This is a genomic window from Paraburkholderia acidiphila (assembly GCF_009789655.1).
Taxonomy (GTDB): domain Bacteria; phylum Pseudomonadota; class Gammaproteobacteria; order Burkholderiales; family Burkholderiaceae; genus Paraburkholderia; species Paraburkholderia acidiphila.
In genome coordinates this window covers 2,448,642-2,465,686 of record NZ_CP046909.1, presented here as the reverse complement: position 1 = coordinate 2,465,686, position 17,045 = coordinate 2,448,642, and the positions used below count along the sequence as shown (strand labels likewise).

Below are 17,045 nucleotides of genomic sequence, written 5' to 3'. Positions count from 1 at the left end.
TCGCACCTTCAGGTTGCCGCTTGCGTGGCCGTGGTGGCGCGCTGTTGCGCGCGCAATTCGTCTACGGGAATGTGGCAGAGAATACGATGGCCGTTGCCCGCATCGCCAAGCGGCGGAGGCGCTTCGTCGCAAATAGCGCCGACTTTGCGCGCGCAGTGCCCGCTGAAAATGCAGCCGCGCCCCGTGGCCTGTGTGCCGTTTGCCGAAGCCGCGCCCAGCGCGCGCGCGGCCAGCAGCGTTTCTGTATACGGATGCCATGGGCCGTCGAACACCGCGCCAGCCGGACCGCTTTCCACGATGCGGCCCGCGTAGAGCACGACGATGCGGTCGGCGAGATAGCGCACGACATCGAGGTCGTGCGAGATGAACAGGTAGCTCACGCCGCGTTCGCGCTGCAGGCGTGCGAGCAGGTTGAGAATCGCGGCCTGCACGGAGACGTCGAGCGCCGAGGTCGGTTCGTCGCAGATCACAATGCGCGGCTCGCCCGCAAACGCCTGGGCGATGGCCACACGCTGCTTGAGGCCTCCCGAAAGTTGCCGGGCGCGGGCCACGAGATAGCGCGCGGGCACGCGCACGGCTTCGAGCAGCCCCGCGATGCGCGATTCGTCTGAGGCTTGGCGATCTGCCAGCGTGCCGTCGCGCTGCCGCGAAAGCGCACGCTCGATCAGCCGTTTCACCGGCAGCGCACGATTGAGCGAGGCGTCCGGATGCTGGAACACGACGCGCAGCGACGCACGCTCGTCGGCGCGGCGGCGCGCGACGTGGGCGTGCAGGCGTTTGCCGTCGAGTTCGATGGCACCGCCCGCGTCGGGCGCATGCAGGCCGAGCAGCATGCGCGCGAGTGTCGTCTTGCCGCTGCCCGATTCGCCTACGAGGCCGAGCGTCTCGCCCGCATGCAACTCGATCGATACGCCGTCGAGCGCGCGCACGGCTTGCGCGCCGTGTCCGAAGGTGCGTGAGACGCCGAGCGCACGCAGTACGACACGCGGCTCGGCATCGGCATTCGAAGTGCCATCGTTCGATGTCTGCGCGCCGTCGCCGCCACCGATCAGATTCCCGAATGGCAATTCGATCGCGCGCTCGTGATAGTGGCAGCGCGACATCTGCTCGCCGTGCGGTGACGTCATGCGATGCGGCGGCGGCGCTTGCGCGCGGCATCGCGCATCGGCGAGACGGCAGCGCGGCGCATAGATGCAGCCGGGCGCGCTTGCGCCGGGCGCCGGCAACTCGCCCGGTATCGTGTCGAGCGCGCCAGCATGCTTGTTGCGCCCATGCGCGGGCAGGCAGCGCAGCAGGCCCACCGTATAGGGATGCCGCGCGTGCTCGAACACGTCGCGCGTCGCGCCTTCCTCGACTAGCCGCCCCGCGTAGAGCACGCCCACGCGTTCGCACATGCGACCGATCACCGCGAGGTCGTGGCTGATGAGCAGCACCGCCATGCCCAGCTCCGCGCGCAGCTTCGCGATGAGATCGAGCACTTCGGCTTCGACGGTCGCATCGAGGCCTGTGGTCGGTTCGTCGAGGATCAGAAGCGCGGGGTTCGACGCGAGCGCCATCGCAATCACCACGCGCTGCTGCATGCCGCCCGATAGCTGATGCGGATAGCTCGCGAGCACGCGCCCCGGATCGGCAATGCGCACGCGTTCGAGCATGGCATGCGAGCGCGAGCGGGCCACGTTCGCGTCGGCGCCCGCGGCTTCGAACGCTTCGTTCAATTGACGCGCGATAGTGAGCGTGGGATTGAGCGCGCTGGCGGGGTCCTGATAAACCATCGACACGGCGTTGGCGCGCAGCGTGCGCAGCCCGTCGGCGTCGAGCGCGAGCACGTCGTCGCCCGCAATCGCAATGCGTCCGGCCTTCACGCGGCCGTTGCGCGGGAGATAGCGCAGTGCGGCGAGCGCGACCGTCGACTTGCCGCAGCCCGATTCGCCCACGAGCCCATATGCTTCGCCGCGCCGGATGCGCAGCGAGACATCGGTGAGCACGTCCCGGTCGCGCCCGCGCACGCGATAAGCGACAGTGAGGCCGACGAGCGCGAGCGCGTCGTCGTCGCGCGGCGCGCTGAAGGTGGCGAGTGCAGGCCGTGAAGAAGCGGGGCGGTTCACGATTGGAGCACCTCGCGCAGGCTGTCGGCAATGAGGTTCACGGCCACCACGAGCGAGGCGATGGCGAGCGCGTCGAAGGCCACGCTCCACCATGCGCCGCCTGCGAGCAGCGTGTACGACTCGGCGAGCGCGAGCCCCCAGTCGGCGGACGGCGGCTGGATGCCGAAGCCGAGGAACGAGAGCGTCGCGACCGCGAAGATCGCATAGCCGAGGCGCACCGTCGCCTCGACGACGATGGGCGGCCACACGTTCGGCAGGATCTCGGTGAACATCACGGCAACCGCATTCGCGCCGCGCAAACGCGCCGCCGCCACGTAGTCGAGATGGCGCTCGGCGAGCACGGCCGCGCGCACCGTGCGTGCGATCAGCGGCGCGAACGTGATGCCGATCACGAGCACCACGGCGAGATTCGAGGCGCCCACGGCCGCGAGCACGAGGAGCGCCACGATCACGAGCGGCAGCGCGAGCACCGCGTCGAGCGTGCGCGCGACGAGGGTGCCGAATGCGCCTTCGAAGTAGCCCGTCACGAGACCCAGCGCCGCGCCCGCGAGCGTGCCGACGAGCGTGGCGAGCGGCGCGATCGTGAGGATGTCGCGCGCGCCCACGATCACGCGCGAGCAGATGTCGCGCCCGAGCTGATCGGTGCCGCACCAGTGCGTCGGGTCGGGCGGCAGCAGCGAGCTGAGCGGGTCGGAAGCGTAGGCGTCGTGCGGTGCGAACCACGGGCCCGCGAGTGCGCAGACGATCCACCACACGAGAATCAATGCACCTGCGACAAACGAGGGAGAGCGCAGCAGCAGATGCAGCGTGTCGCGTAAACGCGTATCGGCGAGTGCTTCTTCGCCTGGCTCGCCAGGCGGTTGCGCATCGGAGGAAATCGTTTCGGACGCCATATCGTTCATGCGACTCATGGTGTGCGCAGGCGCGGATCGAGGAGCGCGTGCAGCGCGTCGGCGGCGAGATTCGCGAGTGTGTAGACCGCACCCACTGCGAGCACGCCCGCTTCGAGCAATGGAAAGTCTTTGGCTTTTGCGGCGTTGAAGATGAGGGAACCCACGCCCGGATAACGAAACAGCGATTCGACCACGACGAGCCCGCCGATCAGATAACCGAGCTGCGTGGCCGCCACCGTCACGCTCGGCAAGAGCGCATTGCGCAGCACGTGGCGCACGATCACGACGTGGCTCGGCAAGCCTTTGAGAATCGCGGTGCGCGTGTAGTCGGCATCGAGCGCCGTGATCGTGCCCGCGCGCGCGATGCGCGCAAGATAGCCGAAGAACACGAGCACGAGCGGCAGCACAGGCAGCACGAGATGACGCAATTGCTCGAGCACGCCCGCGCCGGTGGGCGCGGTGGCTTCGATTGGCAACCAGCGCAGCCAAACGCCGAAGATGAGGATCAGCACGATTGACGAGACGAATTCCGGCACGGCGCTCGCGCACAGGCCGCCCGTGCTGATCGCGCGGTCGATCAGGCGGCCTTCGTGAAGCGCTGCCCACACGCCGCCCGCAATGCCGAGCGGCACCACCACGACGAATGCAAGCAGGCCGAGCTTCGCCGACTGCAGGAGCGCGTCGCCCACGAACGGCGCCACGGGCTCCTTGTAGCTCCATGACATGCCGAAGTCGCCGCGCAGCGCATGCGTGATCCACGAGGCGTACTGATCGAGCACGGGCCGGTCGGCGCCCAGTTCGTGATTGAGCGCGGCCACGGCGCGCGCGTCGGCGAGCGGCCCGAGCACGGCGCGGCCGATGTCGCCGGGCAGCAACTGGCCGCCCGCGAACACGAGTACCGAAAGCAGCCAGAGCGTGAAAATCGCCCACGCGGCGCGCCTTGCAAGAAAGCGCGCGACGCCCGCGCGTGGGGCGAATGCGCGCGCGGCGCCGGTCGGATTCGGCATGGGCGGGAGCGGCGTAGCCATCGGACCTCCGTTTCGGGTGCGCCAGCCTCGCGTGCCGGCTCAGGCGGCGAGCGTTGCGCGGTCGAAATAGAGCTGGGCGAGCGCCGTGAAGCGTACGCCCGAAAGCACGGCGCGCTGCGCGATCAACTGGTCGTAGAAGTACGGGATGATCACGGGCGTCTCGTCGAGCAACAGCGTCTGGATCTGCCTCGCCACCTGCTTCTGGGCCGCCACGTCGAGCGTCGCCGCGAACTGCGCGACCAGCTTGTCGTATTCAGCGTTGCGAAAGTGCGCCGCATTCCACGTGCCGCCCGAGGTGAGCGGCGCGTTGAGAAACACGTTCGGCACGCCCCGGTGCCCGTAGTCGGTGATGCCGAGCGGCGAGTCGAGCCAGTCCGATTTGCCGAACGTGCCCGCGCCGTAGTACTGTGACTGGCTCTCCACCTTGAGCGTGATGCGAATGCCGACCGCCTTCGCCGCGTTCTGCACGACCACGGCGAGGTCCGGTATCTCCATGTACTTTTCGGTGGTGAGCGTCACGTCGAAACCGTTCGCCACGCCCGCTTGGGCGAGCAACTGGCGTGCCTTCGCGACATCGATCTTGCGCTGGGGTACGTCGGTTGCCGTAGAGGGGAAGATGGGCGCGAACGGACTGTCGTTGCCCACCACGGCGCGGCCCTTGAAGAGCCCGCGCACGAGCACGTCGCGATCGAGCGCAAGCGCGAGCGCCTGGCGCACGCGCTTGTCCTTGAACGTGGGCGAGTCGTTGCGCATGTGGATCTGGCGATGCGCGCTCGATCGTACGCCGATCACCTTGAAGTCGGGATTGTTCAGGATGCCGATGCCGCCCTGCACGGTGAAGGTGCCCATCACGTCGGCCTGGTGGCCTTGCAGCGCGAGCAACTGGGCCTGCTCGTCGGCGTAGAACGCGAACTCCACGCGCGCGGGCAGCGCCTTGTCCCCCCAGTAGTCGGGATTGCGCACGAAGCTCGCGCCGCGCCGCGCTTCGAACTTGTCGAGCTTGAACGGCCCCGTGCCGATAAAGCTCTTTTCGTAATTGCCCGCATAGTTGGCGGGCAGCATCACGGCGTTGTAGTTGTCCGAAGAAACGTAGTAGGCGAAGTTGCCGTTGGGCGCGTCGAGATGGAACTCGACCGTGTGGTCGTCGATGGCCTTCGTCCCGCCTTTCGAGAGCACGCCCTTCAGTACCGAAAGCGCCGCCGAGCCGGTTGCCGGATCGGCGAGACGATCGAAGGTCGCCACCACGTCTTTCGCTCCGAACGGCTGGCCGTCGTGGAATTTCACGTTGGGGCGCAGCTTGAACGTCCAGACGTCTGCTTTCGCGTTGGCCTGCCACGAGAGCGCGAGGGCGGGCTGCAGATGGCCTTGCGCGTCGTCGTTGGCGAGGAATTCGCCGGTCTGGTTCAGGAGGCACAGCGCGCCCGCATCGGTCACCGTCAGCGGATCGACGGCGCCCGCAGGCATGAGGTGCGCCACGCGGATCGTCTGTTCGCCAGGCTTGCCTGCGGCCTGGGCGTGCGCGCTGCGTGGCACGGCGAGCCCTGCGAAGGCAGGCAGTGCCGTGAGGCCGACCGCGCTCGCATAGCGCAGCAGCTCGCGGCGCGTGAGGCGCCCGGCTGCGAATTCGTCGAGCGCATGGTTGCCATGGTCGCCAGCCTGAGGGCGCAGCGCTTCGAGGCGGGAGAGGAGCGGACGGCGGGACTGCGGTCGTTTCATCGGTGCGGGTTTCCGTGCGATTCCGTTCAGGGGACGCGCGAGGCCCAAGGGCGTGCGCGACGGCGGCATGCGGTACGGCAGACGACGAATGGGTGCAGCTAAGCGAAACTGAGTGAAACTGAGCGAAGCGATTGATGGGGCGATTGCGCGCGATAGCTGGGCCTAGTTTACGCGCTTTCGGCAAACGAGGCGAAGGGTAGGGTTTCGCAGGGTTGCGCGCCGTGCGAGGAACGGCGTGTGAGTGTTAGCGCGCCGCTGCGGGCCGGCGCCAGCGATGGAACAGCACCGAGCCGATCCAGCACGCGATGAACGCCGCGACGATGCCGTAGCCCAGTTCGCCGAAGCGCTCGTTCAGGCCGGCGATGACCGTCCACGCGCCGCCGCTTGCGCCGAGCTTGTCGGCGATGAGCCCGAGCGCTTCCACGCCGCCGATCACGATCGCCACGAGCGCGGAGACGAACGTGATACTCGCGTTGTAGTAGAGCTTGCGCCTGGGGTCATCCATGGCCCAGCCGTAGGCGTGGACCATCAGCACGTTGTCGGTGGAGTCGACGAGCGTCATGCCCGCGGTGAAAAGCGCGGGGAACACGAGAATCGAATACATCGGCAAGCCCTTGCCCGCTTCGGCGGCGGCGATGGCGAGCAGCCCGATTTCGGTGGCCGTATCGAAGCCGAGGCCGAACAGCACGCCCACGGGATACAGGTGCCAGCTCTTCGTGACGAGTGCGAAGAGCGGACGCAGTGCGCGCGAAAAGAGGCCGGCGGGCGCGGGCGCCGCGGCGGCCGCGAGCGTCGCGTCGTCGCCCTGTTGCGCGCGCCGGTAACGCATCCACACGTCGCGCAGGATCACGAGGTTCACGCACGCGAGCGCGAGCAGGAACGTCGACGACACGAGCGTACCGATCGTCGAGCCGATCTCGTGGAACTGCTCGAAGCGGCCATGCAGCGAGAGCGCCGTGAGCGCGATGCCGAGCGTGGCGAGGATCACGACCGTCGAATGGCCGAGCGAGAACGCGAGGCCCACGCCGAGCGGGCGCTCGCCCTGCTGCATGAGCTTGCGCGTGACGGCGTCGATGGCGGCGATATGGTCGGCGTCCACCGCATGGCGCAGGCCGAAGCCATAGGCGAGCAACGCCGTGCCGAGCAGCAGCGGGTAGTGGCGAAACGCGATCAGCGCCCAGGCCCACGCACCGAGATTGGCGGCGATGAGCGCGGCATAGAGCGCAATCAGGCGGGTGCGCAGCGGGGCGGTGGGTGTCGTCATCGCGTAAGGGTTTCTTGCGGCCGGGCGTTCAATGGTCGTGCGGATGGCGGTGGATCGGGTCGACCCAGTACACGGTTTCCGGCGCTTCGACGGCGTCGATGTTCAGGTTCACCACCACGGCCTCGTTGTCGCTGCGCACTAGCACGCATTCGAGCGGATCGTCGGTACTCGCGTTGATCTCCTGGTGCGGCACGTAGGGCGGCACGAAGATGAAGTCGCCGGGACCGGCCTCCGCCGTGAATTCCAGATGCTCGCCCCAACGCATGCGCGCGTGGCCGCGCACGACGTAGATCACGCTCTCCAGCGCGCCGTGATGATGCGCGCCTGTCTTCGCGTTCGGATGGATCGTGACCGTGCCTGCCCAGATTTTCTGCGCGCCCACGCGCGCCGCGTTGATCGCGGCAGCGCGGTTCATGCCGGGCGTTTGTGCGGTGTTCGTGTCGAGCTGATCGCCGCGTATCACCTTGACGCCGTTTTCGCGCCAGTCGACAGGCGCGTCGTCGTGAGGGTGGTCATGAGGATGCTCATGGTCGTGATCGTGACTCATCGTCGTGTCTCCTTGACTGTGGGCGGCGCAGCGTTATCGCCGCATTGTGGCATGGCCAAAATTGCGCCGCGCGCATGTAAAAAAGCCCGTCCGCAAGGGGACGGGCTTTCGTATGCCCAGCAGCGCCGGCGCATTGCCTACGTTAAGCCTTCTTCGCGTTGATGACCGCTTCGGCCACGTTCTGCGGCGTTTCCGAGTAGTGCTTGAACTCCATCGTGTAGGTGGCGCGGCCTTGCGTGAGCGAGCGTAGCGACGTCGAGTAGCCAAACATCTCCGAGAGTGGCACTTCGGCGCGCACGATCTTGCCGCCGCCGCCCGCGATGTCCTCCATGCCCTGCACGATGCCGCGCCGGCTGGAGAGGTCGCCCATCACGTTGCCCATGAAGTCCTCGGGCGTTTCCACTTCCACCGCCATCATCGGTTCGAGCAGAATCGGCTTTGCCTTGCGCATCGCTTCCTTGAAGGCCATCGAGCCGGCCATGCGGAAGGCGTTTTCGTTCGAGTCCACGTCGTGGTAAGAGCCGAACGTGAGTGTGACCTTCGTGTCGACCACGGGGTAGCCCGCGAGCACGCCGGCCTTCAGCGTCTCCTGAATGCCCTTGTCGACAGCCGGGATGAACTCGCGCGGAATCACGCCGCCCTTGATGGCGTCGACGAACTCGTAGCCCTTGCCCGGCGGCTGCGGTTCAAGCGTGATGACGGCATGGCCATACTGGCCGCGTCCGCCCGACTGCTTGACGAACTTGCCTTCGACATCTTCGACCTTGTTCTTCACGGTCTCGCGATACGCGACCTGCGGCTTGCCGACCGTCGCCTCCACGCCGAACTCGCGCTTCATGCGGTCGACGAGAATTTCCAGGTGCAGCTCGCCCATGCCCGAAATGATGGTCTGGCCGGACTCTTCATCGGTTTGCACGCGGAAAGACGGGTCTTCCTGTGCGAGCCGGTTGAGCGCGATGCCCATCTTTTCCTGGTCGGCCTTGGTCTTCGGCTCGACGGCCTGCGAGATCACGGGCTCGGGGAAGATCATGCGTTCGAGCACGATGGCATGCGCCGGGTCGCAGAGCGTGTCGCCCGTCGTCGCTTCCTTCAGGCCCACCGCCGCCGCGATATCGCCCGCGCGCACTTCCTTGATTTCCTTGCGCTCGTTCGCGTGCATCTGCAGGATGCGGCCGAGGCGCTCCTTCTTGTCCTTGGTCGCGTTGAGCACCGTGTCGCCCGAATTCACCACGCCCGAATAGACGCGGAAGAAGATCAGCTGCCCGACGAACGGGTCGGTCATGATCTTGAAGGCGAGCGCGGAGAACGGCTCGTCGTCGCTCGGATGGCGCTCGATCTCCTTGTCGTGGAGGTCGTGGCCGAGAATCGCGGGCACGTCCACGGGCGAGGGCAGATAGTCGATCACGGCGTCGAGCATGGCCTGCACGCCCTTGTTCTTGAACGCGCTGCCACAGAGCATCGGCACGATCTCGTTGGCGATCGTGCGCTTGCGCAGGCCGCCCTTGATTTCCTCTTCGGTCAGGCTCTCGTGGTCGTGAAGATACTTTTCGAGCAGCGTTTCGTCGGCTTCGGCGGCGGCTTCGACCATCTTCTCGCGCCACTCGTGCGCAAGCTCGACGAGATTCGCGGGGATGTCCTCGTACTCGAACTTCACGCCCTGGCTCTCGTCGTCCCAGACGATCGCCTTCATCTTCACGAGATCGACCACGCCCTGGAAGTGATCTTCCGCGCCCACCGGAATCTGGATAGGCACGGCCACACCCTTGAGGCGCTCGCCGATCTGCCGCTGCACGCGGAAGAAGTCCGCGCCCACGCGGTCCATCTTGTTAACGAACGCAATGCGCGGCACCTTGTACTTGTTCGCCTGGCGCCACACCGTTTCCGACTGCGGCTGCACGCCGCCCACGGAGTCGTACACCATGCACGCGCCGTCGAGCACGCGCATGGAGCGCTCCACTTCGATCGTGAAGTCCACGTGCCCCGGGGTGTCGATGATGTTGATGCGGTGTTCGGGGTAATTGCCGGCCATGCCCTTCCAGAACGCGGTGGTCGCGGCCGAGGTGATCGTGATGCCGCGTTCCTGTTCCTGCTCCATCCAGTCCATGGTCGCCGCGCCGTCGTGAACCTCGCCGAGCTTGTGATTCACGCCGGTATAGAAAAGGATGCGCTCGGTCGTCGTGGTTTTGCCGGCGTCGATGTGAGCGCTGATCCCGATGTTGCGATAGCGCTCGATGGGGGTCTTGCGAGGCACGGTGATCTCCTTGGAATGACGCGCCATGGAAGCTGCCGGGCGGCACGCGGCGCGGCCAGCGCGCGGCCCGATGCGCCGCACGGCGCGCGCTGAAGTGGCACGCGCCATGCGGGGGATTAATAGGATAGCGCTTGCGCGCCGGTTTTGCAGGGCGCATGTCGCGGCGCGGGATGGCGGGCGCAGCGGGCCGCAGGTGGCTGCTTCGGCGCCAGGCGCGGCGCCGCGTGTGCGAGCCCTGGCGTAGCGTCAGTGGATGCTGCTTGTGAGTCGAAACGCGGGCGTAAAAAAACCGGCGCCGCGTGCGTGCGGGGCCGGCTTGCGCTTCTCGCGCCGTGCGCGGGTGTCGCGCGACAGTTTTAGCTGCGGGGCAACCGCGCGCTTACTGCAGCGGCGGCAGTCCCTGAATCACCATGCCGGGCTTGATGCCCTTCGCCGTGAACCAGCCCTTGGGCATTTCGAGCGCGAAGGTGCCGTTATTGCGCGGGCAGTGGTTGTTGGTCGTTTCGGCCTGCATTTCGTCGATGTCGGTGATCGTGCCGTCGGCGCGAATGAAGGCGATCGACAGCGGGATCAGCGTGTTCTTCATCCAGAAACAGTGCACGGCGTTTTCGCCGAACACGAACAACATGCCTTCATTGGGCCCGAGTTGCGAACGGTACATGAGGCCTTGTTCGCGATCCGCGTCGTTGGCGGCGACCGCGGCGTCGATCACGAACATGCCTGCCGTGAGTTTTACGCGCGGAAATTCACTGGGCTGCTTGGCCCCCGGCGGCATCTGCTGCGCAAGCGCAATGCTCGACGTTGCCGCCGCGGTGAACGTGAGCGCCGCGAAAGCGGCGAATGGCAATGCGACGACAAGCGCGCAGCGCACGAAGAACGAGCGCAGGGAAAATCGCACGAGAGACTCCTTGCTGTAGGTTAATCCGCGCATGTTACGCGACCAGGTCAGAACGGGTCAAAATGCGCGGCGCGGTTCACGTCATCATTTGTGTCATCGGCGTGATGCGGCGAGCGCGCATGTCAATAAAATGCCTGAAAACACGCGGGCAAACAAAAAGGCAGAACGCCTTGCGGCGCTCTGCCTTTCGTCGCGCTGAAGAGCGGCAGTGAATGCCGGTCCTCTGTGCGTCTTACAGCAAGCTTACTCCGAAGCTGCCGAAGCGGCTTCAGCCTTCGCTGCCTTCTTGTGCGACGACTTCTTGTGCGACTTCTTGTGCGACGACTTGTGAGCAGCCGAAGCAGCAGCAGCCGGAGCAGCCGAAGCAGCTTCCGGAGCCGAAGCTTGTGCGAATGCAGCCGATGCGAAGAGGCCAGCGACCAGAGCAGCGATCAGTTTGTTCATGTTGTGAATCCTCAAGCTTGAGTTAATTAACCAAGTGACCCGGTTTTTGGAGTCAGGTCGGTAAACGTGCCATCCACCTTTCGGTTGACAGTCGCCTTCGACAAATTCGCGTGAATTTGATTTCTGCTTCTGCCAGCGGTCAGGACCGTGCATTGCTGCGAGGACCCGGAAGGCTGAATGCCGGATAGCTTCTGGCGGCATCTGCGTCGAATAACGCATGGTCTCGCGAGACGGTTGACGCAAACTTTTCATTTGCTTCGTAACGAGACGCAACAGAAAGGCGGGGGACGTGTCGCGTAATTCGAAAAAAATCGGTCGGCGAGCGAAAAGTGCTTGCGCAACAATCACTTGTGTTTAGGCGACGTGTTTTGCCAGGGCGCGTTGGCGGGCACATCGATGCTCTCGCCGGGCGCGAGGCCAAGCGAAAAAATATCGAGTGCGCCGATTGCGACGCGTACGAGCCGCAATGTCGGGTACCCGACTGCCGCAGTCATGCGTCGCACCTGCCTGTTCTTGCCTTCGCTGATCGCGATCTCCACCCACGTGGTGGGGATTGACGCACGATAACGAATCGGTGGATTGCGCGACCACAAATGCTCCGGCGTGGCAATGATTCTTGTTCGACACGGCTGCGTCACGAAGTCGCCGAGATCGACGCCGCGTTCGAGCGCGGCAAGCGCTGCCGCATCGGGCTCGCCTTCCACTTGCGCCCAATAGCGCTTCACGAGTTTGCGTTTCGGCTCGGCAATGCGCGCCTGCAAGGCCCCGTCGTCGGTGAGGAGCAGGAGACCTTCGCTATCGGAGTCGAGCCGGCCAGCGGGATAGACGCCCGGCACCTTCACCCAGTCCGCGAGTGACTGGCGTGTTTCGTGCGGCGAAAACTGACAGATCGTGCCGAACGGTTTATTGAGGGCGATCAAACGCATGACGGTGGCGACGGATAACAAATGGAGAACTGGCTGGCGCCGAGATCTTAATGCATATTGCGCATTGCCGATTTCTATCTCTTATATAAGACATATGACACGGGCGGTCCGGATGACTCCTTTGCGGCGACAGGAACCCATGCAACGACGTCTCGCGCGCAGCGCGGATGTGTCCGCCCATGTGGCGTCGCAGCAGCGCAAGCGGCTTGCCTCGCGCTGGCGCCCGTGTGAGGTGTGCGGCACGCGTGCGCGAGGCGTGGGCTAGAATAGCCGCCAGACCCTCACGCCGACGGGCCGCTCGCGCCGCCTGGGCAAGCCGCTCGTCAAGCCGCTTGCAGCCGCTTGCTCCGCTCGGTTGCGCACTGTGCGTCGCGTGTCCCTGGACAGTCTTGCTGCGAATATTGACCGCGTGGCGACCGCGCCGGTTGTCGAGAAGCCGCAACGGCGAGATGCCTCTCTCGCCGGGCGAAACGGCTTCGCTGCCGCCGCGAGGCGCCTGGCGCCGCGTCAAACCCGCTACAACCGCCTTGCCCTTACTGGAGTCGATCATGCCGTATCAGCACATCCTGGTTCCGACCGACGGTGAAAAGATCACCGTCAATCCGGACTTCTCGCTCAACGTCTCAGACCAGCCGATCATTCCGTACATCGAAGGCGATGGCACGGGCGTGGACATCACGCCGGTCATGCTGAAGGTGGTCGACGCGGCGGTAGAAAAGGCCTACGGCGGCAAGCGCAAGATTCACTGGATGGAAATCTACGCGGGCGAGAAGGCGACCCGGGTGTACGGTCCGGACGTGTGGCTGCCCGAAGAAACGCTCGATGTGGTGAAGGAGTACGTGGTGTCGATCAAGGGGCCGCTCACGACGCCCGTTGGCGGCGGCATCCGGTCGCTGAACGTCGCGCTGCGCCAGCAACTCGACCTGTACGTGTGTTTGCGCCCGGTGCAGTACTTCAAGGGCGTGCCGTCGCCGGTGCGCGCGCCGGAGAAGGTCAACATGGTTATCTTCCGCGAGAACTCGGAGGACATCTATGCGGGCATCGAATGGCCCGCGGAATCCGAAGGCGCGAAGAAGCTCATCAAGTTCCTGCGCGACGAGATGGGCGTGGCGAAGATCCGCTTTCCGGAGAGTTCGGGCGTGGGCGTCAAGCCGGTGTCGCGCGAGGGCACGGAGCGTCTCGTGCGCAAGGCGATCCAGTATGCGATCGACAACGAGCGCCGTTCGGTCACGCTCGTGCACAAGGGCAACATCATGAAGTACACCGAAGGCGCGTTCCGCGACTACGGTTATGCGCTCGCGCAGAAGGAGTTCGCAGCGGAGCTGATCGATGGCGGTCCGTGGATGAAGATCAAGAATCCGAAGACGGGCGGCGACATCGTGATCAAGGACGTGATCGCCGATGCCTTCCTCCAGCAGATCCTGCTGCGCCCGGCCGAATACGACGTGATCGCCACGCTGAATCTGAATGGCGATTACATTTCCGACGCGCTGGCGGCGCAAGTGGGCGGCATTGGCATCGCACCGGGTGCGAATCTTTCGGACTCCGTGGCGATGTTCGAGGCCACTCACGGTACGGCGCCTAAGTATGCGGGTAAGGACTATGTGAATCCGGGCTCCGAAATTCTCTCGGCGGAAATGATGCTGCGTCATCTCGGCTGGTTCGAGGCGGCGAACCTAATCATTGCTTCGATGGAAAAGTCGATTCAGCAAAAACGTGTGACCTATGACTTCGCACGGCTCATGGAAGGGGCGACACAAGTGTCGTGCTCGGGCTTCGGGCAGGTGATGATCGAGAATATGTGAGCGAATTCGTTCACGCATTGATCAGATTCAGGCAGTACGTCATGCGAAAACCCCGGTGGACCTCTGCGTCACCGGGGTTTTTCTTTTTGCGCCTCACTCCGTGAGTTTCGTAATCTTCTGCCCTTGGACGCCAAGCCCGGCCATCAGCCCGGTCTGACCGAAAACGAACGCATACACATCGCTGCTATCGAGATATTGCTTTGCGCCCGGTGTCATGAGAGACATCGCCTCCGAGAAGTTTTGGGCCCCGGCCTGCAAGCCATAGGAGAGGGCGCTGACGTTGTAATAGCCAAGCACGCTGCCGTCCTTTGAAAACACCACAACATGGTGCGCGGCACGGCGTTACGCGCGTCGCGATGACTGCTGTGCGATATGATGATGCGTATCAACCCGGTTAGTCCTTCGCCCAAATCGCATGCGTTTTTTGTGCCGTCTTTTTCTTGCTTGCCTGTTCGCGCTCTTCGCCGTGCGCGGCGCGACGGCTTGCGAGCACTCGCAGCGAATCGGGCACGCGGCGCACAGCGTGGCGGTGGCCATCGATCATTGCGGCACGACGAAATCCGGCGACCCGACGAACACGAGCGGCCACGGTTCGTGCGGCGCGAGTTGCTGTGTCGCGGGCTGCGGCGTGCATTGCGGCGCGCCGCCCGTTGCATTGGCATTGAGTATGCAAGCGCCCGATGGCTCTCCACTCAACGTTCTTCCTGTCCCGCTGCGTGCCGGGATTACCCACGCTCCTCCATTACCTCCTCCGATCGTCTGAGCGGCGCGAAATGCTTCGCACATGAAGCGAACGGCCGCACGCGCGGCGTGCCTGCTATCGCACGCCACGTGCTCTGGCATGAACGAGGTATGAGGAACTGATTGATGAAACGAAGAGCCTTTCTATCCGGTGCGTTGAGCGCCGCCGCCGCGACCCTGCTCCCGCACCGCTCATTTGCGCAAGACGCGGACGGCGGCATGCACGCCATGCACGGCATGTCGAATATGCCAGCGATGTCGGGCGGCATGATGCAGGCGCAAGTGTCGCTTGCCGCCGTCGACGCGTTGCCCGCCGGCGCGCCGCTTGCCGCGCTGCGCACGCTTGCCAACCAGAGCCGCGAGCCGGGCCAGTTTCGCGCGACGCTCGTCGCGCAACCCGCTGCACGTGCGCTGCTGCCGGGAAAACCGCAAACGGTCTTCTGGCAATACGATGCGCTCGATGCGGGAGCAGCAAGGGAAAACGACGGCCCGGTGATCGGTCCGTTGATCGACGTACGCGAGGGCGATACCGTCGAAATCACTTTCGTGAACCAGCTGCCGCAGCCTTCGACGATCCATTGGCACGGCCTGCCCGTGCCACCCGATCAGGACGGCAATCCGTCGAAACCTGTCGCGCCGGGCGAACGGCACGTCTATCGCTTCACGCTGCCGCCGGGAAGCGCGGGCACCTACTGGTATCACCCGCATCCGCACATGCTCAGTTCGGAGCAGGTGTTCCGCGGCCTCGCGGGCCCCTTCGTCGTGCGCGCCGCCGACGATCCGCTCGCAGCATGGCCCGAGCGCCATCTGTTCGTTTCCGACCTGAAGCTCGCAGCCGATGGCGCGATTCCCGCTAACAGCATGATGGACTGGATGAATGGCCGCGAAGGTCAGTACGTGCTCGTGAACGGGGCGCGCGAGCCGCACATCGAGGTCGTGCGCGACGAGCGCTGGCGCGTCTGGAACGGCTGTAACGCGCGCTATCTGCAACTCGCCTTCGACGACGGCCGTGCCTTCACGCAGGTGGGCACGGACGGCGGGCTGCTGGGCGCGCCGCGCGAGGGCGTCACGTCGCTTTTGCTGGCACCGGGCGAGCGCGCCGAGCTGATCGTGCGCGCGGGACAGGGCGCCTCGCGTGCGTCGCTGATTGCCGCGCAATACGATCGCCACAAAATGGCGATGACACACGGCAGCTTGCCTGCGGGGCCATCGTCGATGCTGGCGAACGTTGGCTTCGCGCCGGCCAACGTGGCGGCACGACCGGCGTTGCCGGCGCGCTTGCGCGAGATTGCGCCGCTAGTTTCATCAGGTTTCCTAACTGTCCCGCAAAAACGCGTGGCATTCAGCGAAGCCATGGACATGAAAGCGATGCACGCACCCGGTGCCTCCGCGCAGGCTATGCCGCGCGGCATGCAGTTCATGGTGAACGGCGCGGTGTTCGATCCGGCGCGCGTGACGCTGTCGAGCCGGCGCGGCGAAGTCGAGCACTGGTCGATTGCAAACGGCACGGACATGGACCATCCGTTTCATCTGCACGGTACGCAATTTCAGGTGATGGCGCGCGAGCGGGGCGGCGTGCGCCGCGCAGAGGACTTGCTGGCGTGGCGCGACACGGTGAATGTGCGGCCCGGCGAAACGGTGCACATCGCAACCGTCCAGCACGAGGCGGGTGACCGCATGTTTCATTGCCACATCCTCGAGCACGAGGATCTCGGGATGATGGGCACGTTACGCGTGAGTTAGCACTCAAACGTTAAAAAACGATGACGCCAAAAAGAAAACCCGGCCGAAGCCGGGTTTCCAAGGTACGGGTACCGAACAGATCAGGCTGCTGCCTGAATGTTCGATGCCTGTTTACCCTTCGGGCCTTGCACGACCTCGAAGCTCACCTTCTGACCTTCTTTGAGGGTCTTGAAGCCATTCATTTGAATAGCCGAAAAGTGAGCGAACAGGTCCTCGCCGCCTTCATCCGGCGTGATGAACCCGAAACCCTTCGCGTCGTTGAACCACTTGACCGTACCGGTTGCCATACCAACTTCCCCTGTAACTCATGTCACTACCACGAGCAGTTCGAAAAGCCAAACGATCGCGGTGCGATCGCCCCCTCCTCACAAGCTCACCAACGGCATTTTTTCGAATTTAAGGCGGTTGAAAAAAGTGCCAGCTTGATTGTTGAGGGTCTTTATTCTGCTGTCAAGAATATTTTGAGACGCTGTTTGACGCGTTGTAAAGAGCGCATTTCCAGGGTTTTTCCTGCTTTTCGCCGACGCTAAGCGCCGGTGCATAAAGCAGGGTGCATGAGTCGTCTTGAAAAAACGCGCAAGCGACGCATATGCGATGCACCGCACCATGGAATCTGACACTGAGCGTGCGGGCGCCTACAGTCGCTTCCCACGGCAACGCCAAGGTTGTGCGATACTCGATTCA

Annotated in this window: 16 protein-coding genes; 3 read left to right on the top strand and 13 right to left on the bottom strand. The window is 64.7% G+C overall.

Translation table 11 applies throughout. The features are described 5' to 3' along the window. Nucleotides 1-8: 8 nt before the first annotated feature. From FAZ97_RS11130 to FAZ97_RS11085, 10 genes are all read right to left on the bottom strand, one after another. The gene (locus FAZ97_RS11130; RefSeq protein ID WP_233271577.1) at nucleotides 9-2,105 is read right to left on the bottom strand and encodes a dipeptide ABC transporter ATP-binding protein; all 2,097 of its coding nucleotides are present in this window, start codon (nucleotides 2,103-2,105) and stop codon (nucleotides 9-11) included. Beyond that, nucleotides 2,102-3,007: an ABC transporter permease gene (locus FAZ97_RS11125; protein ID WP_158758476.1), complete on the bottom strand. Its 906-nt coding sequence runs from the start codon at nucleotides 3,005-3,007 to the stop codon at nucleotides 2,102-2,104. Before FAZ97_RS11125 ends, FAZ97_RS11130 begins: the two co-directional genes overlap by 4 nt. Before the next feature lie 5 nt (nucleotides 3,008-3,012). After that, nucleotides 3,013-4,005, bottom strand: coding sequence for an ABC transporter permease (locus FAZ97_RS11120; RefSeq protein WP_407671810.1), 993 nt, complete (start codon nucleotides 4,003-4,005; stop codon nucleotides 3,013-3,015). Between the two features lie 60 nt (nucleotides 4,006-4,065). Beyond that, nucleotides 4,066-5,742, bottom strand: coding sequence for an ABC transporter substrate-binding protein (locus FAZ97_RS11115; RefSeq protein WP_158758474.1), 1,677 nt, complete (start codon nucleotides 5,740-5,742; stop codon nucleotides 4,066-4,068). Between the two features lie 244 nt (nucleotides 5,743-5,986). After that, nucleotides 5,987-7,006, bottom strand: coding sequence for a HoxN/HupN/NixA family nickel/cobalt transporter (locus tag FAZ97_RS11110; RefSeq protein ID WP_158758473.1), 1,020 nt, complete (start codon nucleotides 7,004-7,006; stop codon nucleotides 5,987-5,989). Nucleotides 7,007-7,034: 28 nt separating this feature from the next. Further along, nucleotides 7,035-7,553 carry a cupin domain-containing protein gene (locus tag FAZ97_RS11105; RefSeq protein WP_158758472.1) on the bottom strand — a complete coding sequence of 173 codons (519 nt, stop codon included), beginning with the start codon at nucleotides 7,551-7,553 and terminating at the stop codon, nucleotides 7,035-7,037. Nucleotides 7,554-7,695: 142 nt separating this feature from the next. After that, a complete protein-coding gene (gene fusA, locus FAZ97_RS11100) occupies nucleotides 7,696-9,804 on the bottom strand; it encodes an elongation factor G (RefSeq protein ID WP_158758471.1) in 2,109 nt (702 codons plus the stop codon). Between the two features lie 379 nt (nucleotides 9,805-10,183). Further along, entirely contained in the window at nucleotides 10,184-10,702 is a 519-nt protein-coding gene (locus FAZ97_RS11095) for a DUF192 domain-containing protein (protein ID WP_158758470.1), read from the bottom strand. Nucleotides 10,703-10,945: 243 nt separating this feature from the next. After that, nucleotides 10,946-11,146 (bottom strand): hypothetical protein, encoded by a 201-nt coding sequence (locus tag FAZ97_RS11090; protein WP_158758469.1) that lies wholly within the window; start codon nucleotides 11,144-11,146, stop codon nucleotides 10,946-10,948. A 344-nt stretch (nucleotides 11,147-11,490) separates the two neighbouring features. Beyond that, on the bottom strand, nucleotides 11,491-12,072 hold the full coding sequence (locus tag FAZ97_RS11085) for a pseudouridine synthase (RefSeq protein WP_158758468.1): 582 nt from the start codon (nucleotides 12,070-12,072) through the stop codon (nucleotides 11,491-11,493). Nucleotides 12,073-12,211: 139 nt separating this feature from the next. Here FAZ97_RS11085 and FAZ97_RS35605 point away from each other — a divergent pair, with 139 nt between their 5' ends. Beyond that, entirely contained in the window at nucleotides 12,212-12,337 is a 126-nt protein-coding gene (locus FAZ97_RS35605; RefSeq protein ID WP_267904741.1) for a hypothetical protein, read from the top strand. 283 nt (nucleotides 12,338-12,620) lie between these two features. Next, complete coding sequence (gene icd / locus FAZ97_RS11080) at nucleotides 12,621-13,877, top strand: NADP-dependent isocitrate dehydrogenase (RefSeq protein ID WP_158758467.1); 1,257 nt, start codon at nucleotides 12,621-12,623, stop codon at nucleotides 13,875-13,877. Between the two features lie 93 nt (nucleotides 13,878-13,970). On the opposite strand, the gene FAZ97_RS11075 is transcribed toward icd, so the two are convergent. Together FAZ97_RS11075 and FAZ97_RS11070 are read right to left on the bottom strand one after the other, a co-directional pair. Beyond that, nucleotides 13,971-14,174 (bottom strand): lipid-binding SYLF domain-containing protein, encoded by a 204-nt coding sequence (locus tag FAZ97_RS11075; RefSeq protein ID WP_233271575.1) that lies wholly within the window; start codon nucleotides 14,172-14,174, stop codon nucleotides 13,971-13,973. Between the two features lie 243 nt (nucleotides 14,175-14,417). Then, on the bottom strand, nucleotides 14,418-14,573 hold the full coding sequence (locus FAZ97_RS11070) for a hypothetical protein (protein ID WP_158758466.1): 156 nt from the start codon (nucleotides 14,571-14,573) through the stop codon (nucleotides 14,418-14,420). Between the two features lie 171 nt (nucleotides 14,574-14,744). Here FAZ97_RS11070 and FAZ97_RS11065 point away from each other — a divergent pair, with 171 nt between their 5' ends. Next, a complete protein-coding gene (locus FAZ97_RS11065) occupies nucleotides 14,745-16,361 on the top strand; it encodes a multicopper oxidase family protein (protein ID WP_158758465.1) in 1,617 nt (538 codons plus the stop codon). Nucleotides 16,362-16,441: 80 nt separating this feature from the next. Here the strand turns inward: FAZ97_RS11065 and cspD are convergent, their stop codons facing one another. After that, nucleotides 16,442-16,648 carry a cold shock domain-containing protein CspD gene (cspD, locus tag FAZ97_RS11060; RefSeq protein WP_017776809.1) on the bottom strand — a complete coding sequence of 69 codons (207 nt, stop codon included), beginning with the start codon at nucleotides 16,646-16,648 and terminating at the stop codon, nucleotides 16,442-16,444. Between the last annotated feature and the right edge of the window lie 397 nt (nucleotides 16,649-17,045).